Origin of the sequence: Deinococcus aquaticus (genome assembly GCF_028622095.1) — a bacterium.
GTDB lineage: Bacteria > Deinococcota > Deinococci > Deinococcales > Deinococcaceae > Deinococcus > Deinococcus aquaticus.
Map to the genome: position 1 here is coordinate 190,331 of NZ_CP115166.1, position 15,335 is coordinate 205,665.

The window sequence follows — 15,335 nt, forward strand, 5'->3', positions numbered from 1 at the left end:
GCCCCCCAGGCACCGCCCCATTGCACCCGACCCACCCGACCCCGACCCAACCGGGCCGCTGCGCCCGCCTCAACTTTCCTCACCCTGGAGACCCCGCCGTGCCCTTACCGACCGTGAACCTCGACGACCGACGCTTCGACGACATTCTCGACGAGGCGCGCCGGCTGATTCCGCAGTACTGCCCGGAATGGACCGACCACAACGCCAGCGACCCCGGCATCGCCATCATCGAGATCTTCGCCTGGATGACGGACCTGCTGCTGTACCGCGTGAATCAGGTGCCGGACAAACTCCTGATCGCGTTCCTGGACATGATTGGCGTGCAACTGGCCCCGCCCCGCGCGGCCGGCGCGCCCGTCACCTTCTACCTCAGTGCCCCGCAGGACACGCCGCTGGCCATCGCGGCCGGCACCGAGGTCGCCACGCTGCGCACCGAGGTGAACGAGGCGATCGTGTTCTCCACCGAGCGCGGCGGGGTGGTCCGCCCGCCCACCCTGCTGGGCCTGTTCAGCGCGAACACCCTGGCGCAGGTGCGGATGGACAGCGACGGACTGACCGGCGCGGATGGAGGCGTCACCGCCGGGACCGGTCCGGGTGGCGCGGGCACCCAGCACGACCTGGCGCAACTGGGCCTGCCGGGGCACCGTTTTCCGATCTTCCAGCCGGAACCGCGTCCCGGTGACGCGCTGTTCGTGCAGCTGGCCGGGGATCACAGTGATCACGTGCTGGCCCTGACCTTCGGCGTGGAACTCGCGGGCGGGGCGGGCGTGAACCCCAACCACCCGCCGTACGTGTGGGAGGCGTGGCAGGGCGGCGTGGGCCGCTGGGCGACCTGCGAGGTCGAGTACGACGGCACCCAGGCCTTCAACGTGAGCGGCGAACTGATTCTGCGGCTGCCCGCCATGCGCGAGGGCGTGTTCTTCGACACCAGCGGCTACTGGCTGCGCTGCCGCCTGACGAACGAGCAGATGCACGCCGGGTACAAGGTCAGCCCCGACCTCGAAACCTTGCAGATCGACGCGCGCGGCGTCACGGTCCCCGCCCGGCACGCGACCATCGTGCGCAGCGAACTGCTGGGCCAGAGCAGCGGCGTGCCCGGCCAGCGGTTCCGGCTGCTGCACGGCCCGGTCCTGAACCTCGACCCGGAACGCGACGTGATCGAGGTCATGACCCCGGAAGGCGACGCGCACCTGTACGCGCCGGTCACGGACTTCTCGGCGTCCGCGCCGGACGACCGGCACTTCACGCTCGACACGGGCAGCGGCGAGGTGTCCTTCGGGCCCAGCATCCTGCAACCCGACGGCAGCGTGTACCGCTTCGGCGCGGTGCCCCCTCAGGACGCCACGGTCCGCATGCGCCGCTACCAGTACGGCGGCGGGGCCAGCGGCAACGTCCCGGCCCGCACGCTGACCGTCCTGAAAAGCAGCATCCCGTACGTGGCCCGCGTGACCAACCACGCCCCGGCCGCCGGGGGCCGCAACGGGCAACTGCTCGAGGACGCCATTCAGCGCGTGCCGACGCTGCTGCACACCCGCACCCGCGCCGTCACCGCCGACGATTACGAACACCTGGCGGCGCAGGTGCCGGGCGTCGCCCGCGCCCGCAGCGTCACGCCGAACATGGCCACGCCCGGCCAGACGTACCCGGGGCAACTGCGCGCCCTGAACGTCCCGCCCGGACAGGTGACGCTGGCCGTGCTGCCCAGCGTGTCCTTCGAGGATCAGATCGTGCGGGGCGACGACAGCACCGACCCGTTCGCACCGCTGACCGGGCGGATCGCGCCGGAACGCCTGACCCTGAGCGCCGAACTGAGAAGCGCCGTGCAGGAGGACCTGGACCTGCGCCGCCCGGTCGGCACGACCCTGGACCTGCGCGCCCCGCAGTACGTGTGGGTCAGCGTGACCGCCACCATCCGCGCGTACGCCGGGGCCAGCCGCCCCGCCCGTGAGGACGTGCGCCGCCGCGCCACCCAGGCGCTGTACGGCTACCTGAACCCCTACACGGGCGGCCCGGACGGGCGCGGCTGGCCGTTCGGGCGGACCCTGAGCCTCAGCGAACTGTACGGCCTGCTGCGCGGCGTGAGCGGCGTGGAAGTCGCCGAGGACGTGCAGGTTGTGCTGACCGAACCCGGCCAGCCGCAGCAGCGGGAAACCATCACCGGCAGCCTGCCGCTGCCCCCGCAGGCGCTGATCGTCTCGGACGTTCACCACGTGCGGGTGGATCACTGATGCCGCAACTTCAGGTCCGGCAGCGCGGGGACGTGCTGCGCACCCTGAACCTCGGGATGCGCCAGCTGTCCATCGGCCGCACGCCCGACAACGGCCTGCCGCTGCGCGACCCGTCCGTGGCCGTGCGGCACGCCGAGATCAGCGTGGAAGGCGGCGCGCTGCTGCTGACCGACCTGACTGGCGGCGAGGCCTCCACCTTCGTGAACGGCCACCGCCTGACCCCCCACCAGCCCTGGCGACTGGAGCACGGCGACGAGATCCAGATCGGGCCGTTCACGGTCGCGTTCCTCAGCGAGGCGGCCGCCGCGCCCGCCGAGGCCCCACAGGGCCGCACGGACGTGCAGGGCACCCTGGCCGCCCACCCGGCCCGGCCGCCCATCCCGACCTTCCCGGCCCCGCGGCCCCCCCTGGGCGGCCCGGCGCTGTACACGTCGTTCCTGCCGCCGTACTTTCAGGAATCCGAGTTCCTGGGCCGCTTCCTGAAAATCCTGGAAGGCGTGTGGGAGCCCATGCAGCGCCGCCAGGACAGCGTGGACCTGCACTTCGATCCGCGCGTGTCGCCGCCGCAACTGCTGGGCTGGATGGCCGGGTGGCTGGGCGTGCCTCTGGACCCGCACTGGCCCGAGGCGCGGCAGCGGGCGTGGCTGCGCGAGGCGGTCACGCTGTACCGCTGGCGCGGCACCCGCTACGGCCTGAGCCGCGCCCTGGAAACCGTGTTCGGCCTGACGCCCGTGCTGAGCGAGGATTCCGCGCAGCCGCACACGCTGCGCGTCACGCTGCTCGACTCGCTGGACGGTGACGACACGGCCAGCCGCGAGGCCATCACCGCCTTCGTGCAGCGCCACGCCCCGGCGCACACGCAGGTCACGGTGGAGTTCGTGGACGCGCCCACGCCCCCAGGCCACACCGCAGCCCAGACTCCAGACCAGACCACTCCGCCGCCCTCCCCCAGCGGGCCGGGCGGCCCCCAGGCAGGTACCGCATGACCGACCGCATCTTCCACCACTACCAGCTGGGACGGCTGCTCGGCGGAGGCTGGCTCGGGCCGGTCCACGCCGCCGCCGACCTCGACGAGAACCGCGAGGTCGCCCTGCGCGTCCTGGACGACGCCAGCAGCGGCCAGTCCTTCCTGATCATGCAGCTCGAGCGGCTGCTGCTGAAAGTCGGCTCGCTGCGCCACCCGAACATCCTGCCCACCGGGGCGCTCGAGCAGCGGGACCGCCGCGCCTTCTACGCCATGGACCTGGGCCAGCAGGGCAGCGCCCGCCAGCTCCTGCAGGGGCAGGCGCGGGCCGCGCAGCCGCTGCCGGTCGTGACGGCTGTAGACCTGATCCGGCAGGCGGCCGCCGGGCTGGCGCACGCGCACGACCAGGGCCTGATGCACGGCAACCTGAAACCCGAGAACCTGATCCTGCAACCCGGCCGGACCCTGCTGGGCCACACCGGGTACGTCACGCAACTCTCGGATTTCGGGCTGGCCGAGCTGCGCGCCGGGAGTTACGGCACGCACGACCGCGCTGTCGTGAACGCCCTGGCGTACATGAGTCCCGAGCAGTGCCGCGGCATCCGCAACGAGCTGCGCACCGATCTGTACGCGCTGGGCCTGATCCTGTACGAACTGCTGACCGGACTGGTGCCCTTCGACATCCGCGACGCGGCCGAGGCGCTCGAGAAGCACCAGCACGTCGCGCCGCGCCAGCCCAGCCTGCTGCGCCCCGACCTGCCTCCGGCCCTCGAGGAGATCATCCTGACCTGCCTCGCCAAGGACCCGCAGGACCGCTACGCGGGCGCGCCGGCGCTGGAAGCGGCGCTGCAGGAAGTCCTGAACGGCCTGATGCCCGGCGGGCCGGAACCCACCGTGCGCCTGAGTGCCCTGCCGGTCATGCCGCCCGCGCCGGGCCTGGACGGGCACGCCAGCGGCCCGGAACCCACCCTGCTGGTGTTCAGCGAACGCCTGGAACTGCTGCGCAGCGACCCGGTCACGCAGGCCAGTTTCACGGTGGGCCGCGCGCCGGACAACGCCGTGAAACTCGAGCATGTCGGCGTGAGCCGCCACCACCTGAACGTGGAATTCACGGGCGGGCAGGCGCACGTGACCGAACTGACCGCCACGAACGGCACGGTCATGGACGGCCTGCCCCTGACGCCCATGACCCGCCTGCGCTGGCCGTACCGCACGCCGCTGTACCTGCGGCCCTACTGGCTGGTCCTGCTGGAACCTCAGCAGGCCCCGGCGCGGCCCCGCATCGTCGTGAAACCCGAACGGGACCGCGTGACCCTCACGCCGGGTACGCCGCTGACCCTGCACGTCATGCTGGCGAACACCGGCCCCACCGTGGATCACTTCCGGGTGGACCTGCGCGGCATTCCGGCCGAGTGGGTGCAGGGCGCGCACACCGAGGTGCAGCTGAACCCCGGCATGCAGGGCGGCGCGACCCTGACCCTGCTGGCCCCCCGCCACAGCGACAGCCGCGCCGGGGACTACGACGTGACCGTCGTCGCCCACTCGCGCGAGGACCCCGCGCAGACCGGACAGGCCCCGCTGGGCGTGACAGTCGCGCCGTTCCATGAACTGGTCGCCACCATGCTGCCCCCGCTTCGCCGCACGTGGCGGCACGCGAAGTACACGGTGCGGCTGGAAAACCGTGGCAATACCGACGAGACGTACCACCCGCGCCTGCGGGACAACGAGGGGCAACTGCGGATCCTGCCGCGCCTGCAGGACCTGATCACGGTCCCGCAGGTCACGACCACCGGCATGCCGGTCGACCCGACCCAGTTGGCGCGCGAAACGGCCCGGCAGGCGACGGCCGAGGCCCGGCACGCCGCCGTCGCCGCCGCCCGTCAGGCCGTGCAGGGCCAGGGCCGCATCCGCGTGACCGACCTGCCCGCCCGCCTGCCCCTGGGGGCCGGGCAGAGCGCCGAGGAGACCCTGAAGGTGCGGGTGCCGCTGCGCTGGCTGGGCGCGGCCACGCAGCACCAGATGCACGTGGACGTGTTCCCGGAACTGCCCAGCGGCGAGAGCGGCGAACACCCGGCCGCGCACGCCACCGCCGAACTGAATCACCTGCCGCTGATCCCGCTGTGGATGCTGCCCATCGTGATGATTCTGCTGGGCGTGCTGATCTGGCTGCTGACCCGCCCGCCGCAGATCACGCAGTTCGACCGGGCCGACAGCAACACCGTCGTGCGGCCCGGCACGCCGTTCACGCTGCGCTGGGACACCCAGAACGCCACGCGCGTGACCATTCCGGAACTGGGCGCGGCGGGCCGCAACCTGCCGCGCGACGGTCAGCTGACCGTGCCCGGCATCACCCGCGACCAGAAGTACACCCTGACCGCCCGCTCGCTGCTGGGCCGCACCGTGATCAACCCGCAGACCGTGCAGGCCCGCTTCGACCGTCCGGAAATCCAGACGTTCGAGGTCACGCCCGCCCGCGTCGCCGGGAACCAGAAGGTCACCATCCGCTGGCAGGTGCTGAACGCGCAGCAGGTGACCATCAGTGAACTCGGGAAGGTTCCGGCCAGCGGCACCCGTACCTTCTCGCCCAGCCGCGACACGACCTTCACCCTGACCGCCCAGAACGGCACGGAACGCGAGACCGACGCCCGCAGCGTCACGGTGCTCGGGCCGCAGGTCAAGACCTTCAAGCTGGAACCCGCCGAAATCGAGCGGGGCGGCAGCGCCGTCCTGTCCTGGGAGGTGCAGAACGCCAGCACGGTCATGATCGAGGGCCTGGGCATCGTACCCGCCAGGGGCAAGAAGACCGTCAAACCGCGCGAATCCACCAGTTACACCATCACCGCCAGCGGCGCGAACAACCTGACCAACAGCGCCAACGCCCGCCTGGAAATCACCTCGCCCGCCCCGGAATTCCTTGACTTCGAGGTCAGCCCCAGTCCCGTGCGCTCGGATCAGACCTTCACGATCCGCTGGAAGACCAAGAACGCCAGCAGCGTGAACGTGCAGTACGGCAGCGGCACCGAGGACAGCGCCCCGGAAGGGCAGACCATCAAGCCCGCGCCCACCACCGACGTGGACATCATCCTGACCGCCCGCAACGACGCCGGCGACACCGTGATCGTCAAGAAACCCCTGACGGTCACGCCTGTCGACGAGAAAGCCGAGCGCGAGAAAGCCGAAGCCGAGGCGGCCGCCGAAGCGGCCAGTGCCGCCGCCGCCGCCGAGAAAGCCAACATCGAGAAGACGACCTTCACGGCAGAGCCCGCCGCCATCACCGGTGAGGGCGACGTGACCCTCAACTGGAACGCGCCGGGCTTCACGACCGTGGGGATCCTGCCGCTGAAAGGCCCGCAAAGCGGGAAGTTCGACGCCAGCGGCAGCGAGATCATCGAGAAGGTCAACACCAGCCGCACCTACACCCTGGTGCTGTACCTGGCAAACGGCAAGCAGAAAACGTTTGAACGGAAGGTCAAGGTCACGCCGCGCCCGGTCGAGATCCGCAGCTTCAAACCCAGCGTCACCGACCTGGGCGCCCCCGGTTCCGTCACGCTCAGCTGGGACGTGGCGAACACACCCGCCGTGCGCATCGCCGGACTGAGCGGCCCGCTGCCCGGCAGCAAGTGGCCCCCGCGCGGCAGTACCACCCTGACCGTCCCGAAAACCCGCACGTTCGTCCTGAGTGTCGGCAGCCAGCAGCAGAGCGTCACCGTGCGCGTCAAGCCGCCCACGCCCGTCATCACCTTCAGCGCCGCGCCCACGCAGCTCACGGGCGGCGGCACGGCCGTCCTGACCTGGGCCGTCCGGAACGCCAGTACCGTCCGCATCGACGGCGTGCGCGGCCCGAACACCGACGGGTCCTGGCCCGCCACGGGCCGCACCACCCTGCCCGTGAAGGCCAGTCGCACCTTCACCCTGCGCGCCGGAAGCGTCACGAAAACCGCGTCCGTGACCGTCACGCCCGCCCCGCAGGCCCGCGTGAACAGCTTTACGGTCTCCAGCGCTGCCCTCAGCGCCCCGGGAGCGGTGCGCCTGCGCTGGAACGTCAGTAACGCCAGCGCCGTGCGCATCAGTGGCGTGCCGCAGGCCCTGCCCGCCAGCGGCGAAACGACCGTGAACGTCGGCAAGACCACTACCTTCGTCCTCACGGCCGGCAGCGCCCAGGCCAGCAAGACCGTGACTGTCAAACCTCCGGTCACTCCTGCCAAGCCTCCCGCCACGACGGTCACGCCGCCTGCAGCCGTCACGCCACCGGCCGCCACGCCCGTCAGCGTCTCGTACTTCAGCGCCAAGCCCGCCAGTATCCGCGCGGGCGGCAGCGCCACCCTCTCCTGGAAGGTCACGGGCACCGACTCCGTGACCATCGAGGGCGTGGGCGGAAGTCTGCGCAGCAGCGGCGTGGTGCGGGTCAGTCCCGCCCAGACGACCACCTACACACTGGTCGCCGGGAACGTGCGCAGCGAACCCGTCACCGTGACCGTCACCCGCGCGGCCGCGCAGAGCAGCGAGTACAGCGACCTGATCGGCTCCTGGACGCACCCGTTCGGGTACCTGACCATCTACAACATCGAGGGCCGCCGCGCGACTGGTACCTTCGCCAGCGAACGCGACGACATCCCGGACCTGCCCATCAACGTGATCTTCAACGGCGGCACCCTGACCGTCACCTCACCGCAACTGGACACCTTCAAGATCGTGGCGTCCATCGACCCGGGCCGCAAGATCCTGCGCGGGCCGTACACCCTGCAGGGCCAGAGCGAACGCTGGTGCGCGTACCGCCCCACCGTCCAGCAGCCCGCCGACTGCCGCTGAAGTTCCCCCCCCGTTCCCGGACCCCACTGATCCACACCCACAGGCACCCACTCAGGCATCCACTCGGAGGAACCCCATGAGCATCACGTCAGCAGGCGGCACCGGCGGACAGTTCACCAAGGCCCAGATCGTCCCCATGGACGAGAACAGCAACAAGCGCACGCCCATCGAGTGCATGTTCAACCCGCGCGAGTACACCATCACCCGCAGCGTCCAGTACGACAATCAGACCACCGACACCGGCGACAGCGCCAACAAGGTCTTCCGGGGCGGGCAGCCCGCCACCATGACCCTCGAACTGTTCTTCGACACCTACGCCCGCCGCCAGTCGGCCGGCACGGTCGAGGACGTCCGCCGGTACACCAAACCGCTGTGGGACCTGACCCGCATGGACCCCCAGACCTCCGAGACGGCCAAGGGGTCCGGCGTGGAAAAGAAACGCCCGCCCATGGTGCTGTTCCAGTGGGGGTCCACCTGGCACTTCCAGGCGGTCATCAAGAGCATGGAGCAGCAGTTCACGCTGTTCATGCCTGACGGCACGCCCGTGCGGTCCATCATCAAGGTCAGCCTCGAACAGGGCGACGCCAGCACCGGCTTCGAGGGAAAAAGCGGCAGCACCTCGACCTTCCACATCAGCCAGGGCATCCGCGCCGCCGCCGGACAGCGCGGCTTCGTGGGTGACCTGCGCCAGACCTCCTACGGGAAGGGCACGTGATACGGATTCCGTCTGTTTCGCTGACAATCCGGAACTTCACCGGATTGCCAGCTCCACGCCCGGAACCCGCCCTGCTCCCACTCGCATCCGCTCGGACCCAGCGGTCTTTGCAGCCCCCTCAATCGGAGTCCGTATGACCCGCAGCGCGACCCGCCACCCGATGGAAGGCGCGGTCAGCACCCTGTACCTGAACATCGACGGCAAGGACATGACCCCGGACGCCGTGCGCATGATCGACGAGATCACCGTGGACAGCAGCCTGCAACTCCCGGACGTGGCGACCGTCACCCTGCGCGACCCGCAGGGCCTGCTGATCGACGACGAAACCTACCGCCTGGGCGCCCGCATCCGCGTGATCGCGCAGGTGAAAAGCAACCAGGAAACCGTCTTCGACGGTGAACTCGTCGAGGTCGAACCCCGCTTCGCGCGCGGCACCCAGCACCTGCGCCTGCGGGCCTTCGACCGCCTGCACCGCCTGGCGCGCGGCACGCACACCCGCTCGTTCCTGAACGTCAGCGACATGGACCTCGTCAAGAAACTCGCATCAGAGGCCGGCATGACCGCCAAAACGGCCGACAGCAGCGTCGTGCACCCGTACGTCCTGCAACACAACCAGACCAACCTGGAATTCCTGCGGGAACGCGCCTCCCGCCTGGGCCTGATCCTGTACGCCGACGGCACCACCCTGCACTGCGAGGACGTGCGCGGCCAGGACCCCATCGAGCTCACGTGGGGCGACACCCTCACCGAGTTCACGCCCCGCCTGACCAGCCTCGGCCAGACCAGCCAGAGCACCGTGCGCTCCTGGGACCCCAAACAGAAACGCAGCGTGGTCGGCCAGGGCAGCGGCGGCCAGGGACGCGCGGACGTTCCCGAAAGCAGCCGCAGCGAGGGCGTCTCGCAGCAGGCGTTCGGGATGGACACGCCCGCCACGACCAGCACCCTGATCGTCCGCGAGCAGTCCTACGCCACCGCCATCGCACAGGCGCAGCGTAACCGCGTGACCGAGCACCTGATCGAGGCGCGTGGCACCGCCGCCGGGTACCCCCGCCTGACCGCCGGCACCACCCTGAACGTCCGCAACGTCGGCAAGCGCTTCAGCGGCGCGTACGTCGCCAGTAACGTCCGGCACCTGTACCGCAACGGCGAAGGCTACAGCACCGAATTCAGCGTCACAGGCAGCCGCCCCGACTCGCTGGCCGCCCTGATCCGCGAAAGTACCGCCGGACCCAACGACGCGCCGTTCACGCCCACGCCCGGCCTGATGATCGGCGTCGTCACCAACAACGACGACCCGGACAACCTGGGCCGCGTGAAAGTCAAATTCCCCGCCCTGACCGAGGACGACGAGAGCGACTGGGCCAGGGTGGTGAACCTGGGCGGCGGCCCGAACCGGGGCTCGCAGTTCACGCCGGAAGTCAACGACGAGGTCCTGATCGGCTTCGAACACGGCGACATCCACCACCCGTACGTGATCGGCGGCCTCTGGAACGGCAGCGACGCCCCCCCACGCCCCACCGGCAAGACCGTCAAGAACGGCAGCGTCATCCAGCGCGTTTACCGCACCCGCCTGGGCCACGAACTCGTGTACGACGACCCGCCCGACCCCGACCCGCCCCGCATCACCCTCCAGAGCAGCAAGAACCACGCCCTGGAACTCAACGACGACAAGAAAAAACCCTTCCTGCAACTGCGCACCACCTCCGGCCACCGCCTGACCCTGATGGACGACCCCAGAGCCCCCCACGTGACCCTGGAAGACAAGAACGGCAACCAGCTCAAACTCGACACCAAGACCAACACCCTGACCATCACCAGCACCGGCCGCCTTGAACTCAAGGCCCGCAGCGGCATCAAGATCGACGCGGGCGGCGGGAACGTGGACGTCAAGGGCGTCATGATCAACCTCAACTGATCAACCTCTGCCCACAACCGACAGGAGATCTCATGACCCAGTCCTCGCCTACCACTCCAGCCAGACGCGTGTTGCACCAGCTTGAGGACGGTGCGCAGCGCCTCACCGGGCAGCTCATGACCGGACTTGGTCTCCAGGGCCCCGCACCTGCCACCGCTGCGTCTGCCAAGCCGAAAACCGGTCAGACCTGGGAACGAGACTTCACCGTGACCAGCGGCACACTGATCATGAACCTGCACCTGAAACGAACCAGTGGCGGCGCACTCGGCGGGTACTACACCGTCCAGAACAAAGGCAAGCCTCGCAGTCAACGGTGGCCTGTCGCAGGTCAACTCCTGCGGGACGACTCGTTTACTCTGCACGGCACCCAGAACGGCGCAACCTTCACCGGTAGCCTGCGGGGCGGCATTCCCCAGGTGAGCGACTTTCAGAACCGGAAGTTCCAGTTGCACAACCTGCGGTTTCGGCGCTTGCCCGCCGCTGCCGCCGTCCAAGTCGCTACCGTCCAGGTCGCCACGGGCACGAGTGCCGCCGCAGCCGCACCGGCGAGTGCCGCAGGTGCGGGCTCAGCGGGCGCCAGCAGCGCCCTGCCCGCCCTGCCAGCCCTGCGCGAACCCGGGTTCCTGCCGCGCCTGAGGCAGGTCGCTGCCGCCATCAACACCACGCCCGAAATCGTACTCGGCTTCCTGACACTGGAAAGTACCCTCGATCCCACCAGCAACAAGGGAAAAAACACTCAGTACAAGGGTCTTGGGCAGATCGGTGATGCTGCTCGGATAGACATCAACCGGTACATCAGTTCGCACGGGTTGAGTCTGAAGACACTCAAGTCCACCTCCGACCTGACGGGAATGACCGCCACTCAGCAACTGGAGTACATCGAGATTCACCTGAAGATCCACATGCATCAGGTGGACGTCGAGAACAGGGCCGCAGGGAAGACCAGCCCGCTGGAACAGGTCTACATGGCGCACCTGGGGGGCAGCGCCCGGTACGCGCAGAAGGACGTCTGGGTGACGTCCAGCAGCCCCGCGTACCGTCAGAATCCCATGGACGCCGATCAGGATGGGAACAACACTCCCACGGAAGCGGCCGATACGGTGCGCGGAAAATTCACGGCCACCTTCCGGGCCAATCTGGACGACCGCAGCCGACACCTGCGCCCGACCAGACGGAATTTCAACGGAACGGTGCAGCTGTTCTACGTGTACGACCCGAAATTCGACAACGGTTACCCGATGTTCACGCTGGGCGACGCTCCCCCGGCAGTCACGCCGACCCCTGCCGCAGGTGCAGCCCCCGCTGCCGCTGACCACCAACCGGCCGACGCGCCGGACGCCCTGGACCGCCTGATGAAATTCACGCAGGAGACGCCGGAGTACACGATCGCCCAGGTGAGGATCGCCCGGCAGGTCATCCAGATCCAGCCCGCACCGGCACGCTCCGACCTGTACCTGCTGCTTCAGGAAAAGACCCCACACCACTCACAGCGGAACAACCTGAGCCTGGGCCGCGCCGTCGATGGCGACAGGCCCGGCGGCAGGATCGGGAACGTCATGTGCAATCTGACGAGCGCCGCCATGGTGCTGGAACAGCTGGGCATCGAGAACCCCGACCCGGAACACTTCCCGCAGTTCGAGGACTACCTGGAGGACCTGCGCCGGAAGTTCGTGGACGCCAGGTACCAGGAACTGCTCAGGGCCGGGGTGTCGCCCGCGAAAGCAAAACTGGACTCGTACGGGCGGTTTCACCGGACGACACAGGAAGGCTGGGGAAAGGTGCTCGACCTGATGGGCACCCAGCACACCAACCTGCAAACTTCGCCAGATCGATCGTTTTGGGAAGCAAAGATCAAACCTCATCTCGCAGCAGGCGAGGCTGTCATGATGAGCATCTACGGACACATTGTGAGGCTTCAGGGGATGAATGACGAAGGCTTGATTGTGGATGACCCTTACGGAAAGTCCGTGTTGTTCCGAACCGACAATCTCAAACCTAAGTACCGGTACGGAAAGTATGAGCATCAGGCGAATGTCAGTGGTAACAACACAGTCTGGAGCTGGAAGAGCGTGGCTGAGCACCCGATGCTGTGGCTGGCTGTGGTAAAGAAGAAATGAATACGAAAATGAATGGAGAAACGGTCCACTTTCTTCACGCATGCGTTTTTGGTCTTGTTCTCATCTCCTGCGCTAGGGCGATCAATGACCAGACCCCACTGATCGGTAAGGCGTTGATCACAACGCGACAGACTCCAGAAGGTTCCGTCAAGGCCCTGCCCTCTGTTGAAAAAAGCGGGTTCTGCAGGATGTACCAGTGTGTGATCACTGAGCCGCCAGATGCTCCTACAGGTGACGCAATCTGGGTTGTTCTGCCCGTCGCTGCCCGATCCGGTGAGGCTCTGGCCCAGCGATACAAAGGCGCATTCTTCCCTGAGTTGACCGTTCATATCGAAAAGAACGTCGTGCTGTTCGCGGATCTGGCTCTGGATACGAAGGTGCGCTCGCCCATGCCGGGCGCGACGTTGAATCTGCTGGGGAACTTCACGCGGCTGATGCTGGGCTCGCCCTTCAGTGCACAGAAACTCTCGGCGTGTTACCGCTCGCTGGTGACCGAGGCGACCTGCACGGTCGGGCGGGGGCAGGTGCGCGTGGCGGGGGTGCAGCGGTGGTACGTGGCAGCGTTCCGTACCTCGGATGACGGCGAGGGGTACTCATCCGTGAATTACTCGATTGGACTGGAGGAGTGATGGGCGGGGGGGTGAGTGCAGCGGACCTGGGACGAGTGCAGGCCCTGCACGCCCTGTGCGACGCCCTGAGCGCGCAGGTACTGGACGTGGCGCTGAACGAGCAGGCCGAGCCGGACGTGCGGTACGTGGTGGTCCCGCCGGACCTGAGCGGAACGCGACTGGAGGACGTGCAGGCGCGGCTGGAGCTGACGGAATTCGAGGTGGGCGTGCTGGCGCTGGCTCTGTCGACCGAGCTGTTCCCCGAGCGGATGCTGGCGGCGTGCGCGGCGGCGTTGCAGATGGACAGTCTGTACGCGGCGTTCCTGACGCCGTCCCTGACGCGTCGCTGGCTGCTGGGGGACGACTGGGCCGAAGGCGCGGCGTTCAGCGCCGGGCGGCCCCTGCTGGCCTGCGGCCTGATCGAATTCGGCGCGAGCGTGAATGCCAGCGTGCTGGAGGCCCTGACGCCCCTGCGGCTCAGTGCGGGTTTGCTGGCCGACCTGCGGGGCGCGTCGGACGTCCCGCCGGACCTGCGCGGCGTACTGCGCGCCCTGCCGCCCGGCGGTCTGCTGAGCGACTCGCAGGAAGCGCAGCGCGAGACGCTGGCACGGCACCTGAAGAAGGAGGACCGGGCTGCGCTGCTGTTCGGCACGAACGTGGCCGGGATGCAGGCGGTCGCCACGCAGTTGCTGGGGAACGGCGCGCACCTGCTGGACCTGCCCGTCCTGGCGTCCCGCCCGCCCGAGGAGCAGGAGGGCGTGCTGCGCGCCCTGCGCCGCGACACGCGCCTGCGCGGCACCCGCCTGACCGTGGACGCCGCCACGCCCCTGCCCGACGCACAGCCTCCCGAGGGACTGGTGGACCGCGTGCTGGACGTCGTCGCTGGCCCCGTGGTGATCCTGGCCGCTGACCCGCTGCCGCTGGACTCGCCGCGCGCGGTCCTGAGTGCTGAGATTGGGGCGCCCACGCCCGCCGAGCAGCGCGAACGCTGGGCGCACGCGCTGGGTGTCAGCGAGGATCAGGCGCTGCTCCGGCAACTGGGCGACCAGTTTCACCTGAACCTGGACCGCATCGACGCGCTGGCCCGCGACGCCCGCGCGGGCCTGAGCGGCAACGCCAGCCACGCCGCCCGCCTGGAACGCGCCTGGGAGGCCGCGCGCGGCGCGAACCGCCGCCTGATGGGCAGCCTCGCGCAGCGCATCGACACCCGCGCGACCTGGGCGGACCTGATCCTCCCGGACACCGAGCGGCTGGCCCTGGAGCAGATCGCCGCGCACGTCCGGCACCGCTCGCAGGTGTACGAGGACCTCGGCATGGCCCGGCCCGGACGGGGCCGCTCCATCACGGCGCTGTTCAGCGGCCCCAGCGGCACCGGCAAGACCCTGAGCGCCGAGGTGCTGGCCCGCGACCTGAACCTGGACCTGTACCGTGTGGACCTGAGCAGCACCGTCAGCAAGTACATCGGTGAGACCGAGAAGAACCTCAAGAAGATCTTCGATGCGGCGGATCAGGGTGGCTGCGTGCTGTTGTTCGACGAGGCCGACAGCGTGTTCGGGAAGCGCGGCGAGGTCCGCGACAGCAACGACCGCTACGCGAACACGCAGGTGAACTACCTGCTGCAACGCCTGGAGAGCTTCAACGGGCTGGCGCTGCTGACCACCAACCTGGAGAGCAGCATGGACGTGGCGTTCATGCGCCGCCTGCAGTTCGTGATCAACTTCCGCGCGCCGCAGGCCCCGGAACGCGAGCGGCTGTGGCGCGGCGCGTTCCCGGCCGCGCTGGACACGGGCGAGGTGGATTTCGCGCGGCTGGCGCAGGCGGACGTGTCGGGCGGCAACATCCGCAGCGTGGTCATGAACGCCGTGTTCATGTCCGTGGCGCGCGGCGTGCCCGTCAGTCAGGCGCTGGTCGAGGAGGCGCTGCACCTGGAGTACCGCAAGCTGGGCCGACTGGTGCTGTGAACTGCCGCCCGGTGCAGG

8 protein-coding genes are annotated in these 15,335 nt (G+C 68.9%); all 8 read left to right on the forward strand.

Going from position 1 to position 15,335, the window contains the following annotated elements; translation table 11 throughout:
• The first annotated feature begins 98 nt into the window (after positions 1-98).
• Positions 99-2,228 (forward strand): putative baseplate assembly protein, encoded by a 2,130-nt coding sequence (locus M8445_RS15775; RefSeq protein ID WP_273991244.1) that lies wholly within the window; start codon positions 99-101, stop codon positions 2,226-2,228.
• A complete protein-coding gene (locus M8445_RS15780) occupies positions 2,228-3,214 on the forward strand; it encodes an FHA domain-containing protein (protein WP_273991245.1) in 987 nt (328 codons plus the stop codon). The genes M8445_RS15775 and M8445_RS15780 overlap by 1 nt, the downstream gene beginning before the upstream one ends.
• Positions 3,211-8,001 (forward strand): protein kinase domain-containing protein, encoded by a 4,791-nt coding sequence (locus M8445_RS15785; RefSeq protein ID WP_273991246.1) that lies wholly within the window; start codon positions 3,211-3,213, stop codon positions 7,999-8,001. The genes M8445_RS15780 and M8445_RS15785 overlap by 4 nt, the downstream gene beginning before the upstream one ends.
• A gap of 76 nt (positions 8,002-8,077) precedes the next feature.
• Positions 8,078-8,716, forward strand: a complete 639-nt coding sequence (locus tag M8445_RS15790) for a CIS tube protein (RefSeq protein WP_273991247.1) — start codon at positions 8,078-8,080, stop codon at positions 8,714-8,716.
• 133 nt (positions 8,717-8,849) lie between these two features.
• Positions 8,850-10,631 (forward strand): VgrG-related protein, encoded by a 1,782-nt coding sequence (locus tag M8445_RS15795; protein ID WP_273991248.1) that lies wholly within the window; start codon positions 8,850-8,852, stop codon positions 10,629-10,631.
• Positions 10,632-10,663: 32 nt separating this feature from the next.
• Positions 10,664-12,748, forward strand: a complete 2,085-nt coding sequence (locus tag M8445_RS15800; protein ID WP_273991249.1) for a hypothetical protein — start codon at positions 10,664-10,666, stop codon at positions 12,746-12,748.
• Positions 12,749-13,065: 317 nt separating this feature from the next.
• The gene (locus M8445_RS15805; protein ID WP_273991250.1) at positions 13,066-13,377 is read left to right on the forward strand and encodes a hypothetical protein; all 312 of its coding nucleotides are present in this window, start codon (positions 13,066-13,068) and stop codon (positions 13,375-13,377) included.
• An 11-nt stretch (positions 13,378-13,388) separates the two neighbouring features.
• Positions 13,389-15,317 (forward strand): ATP-binding protein, encoded by a 1,929-nt coding sequence (locus tag M8445_RS15810; protein ID WP_273991251.1) that lies wholly within the window; start codon positions 13,389-13,391, stop codon positions 15,315-15,317.
• The last annotated feature ends 18 nt before the right edge of the window (positions 15,318-15,335 follow it).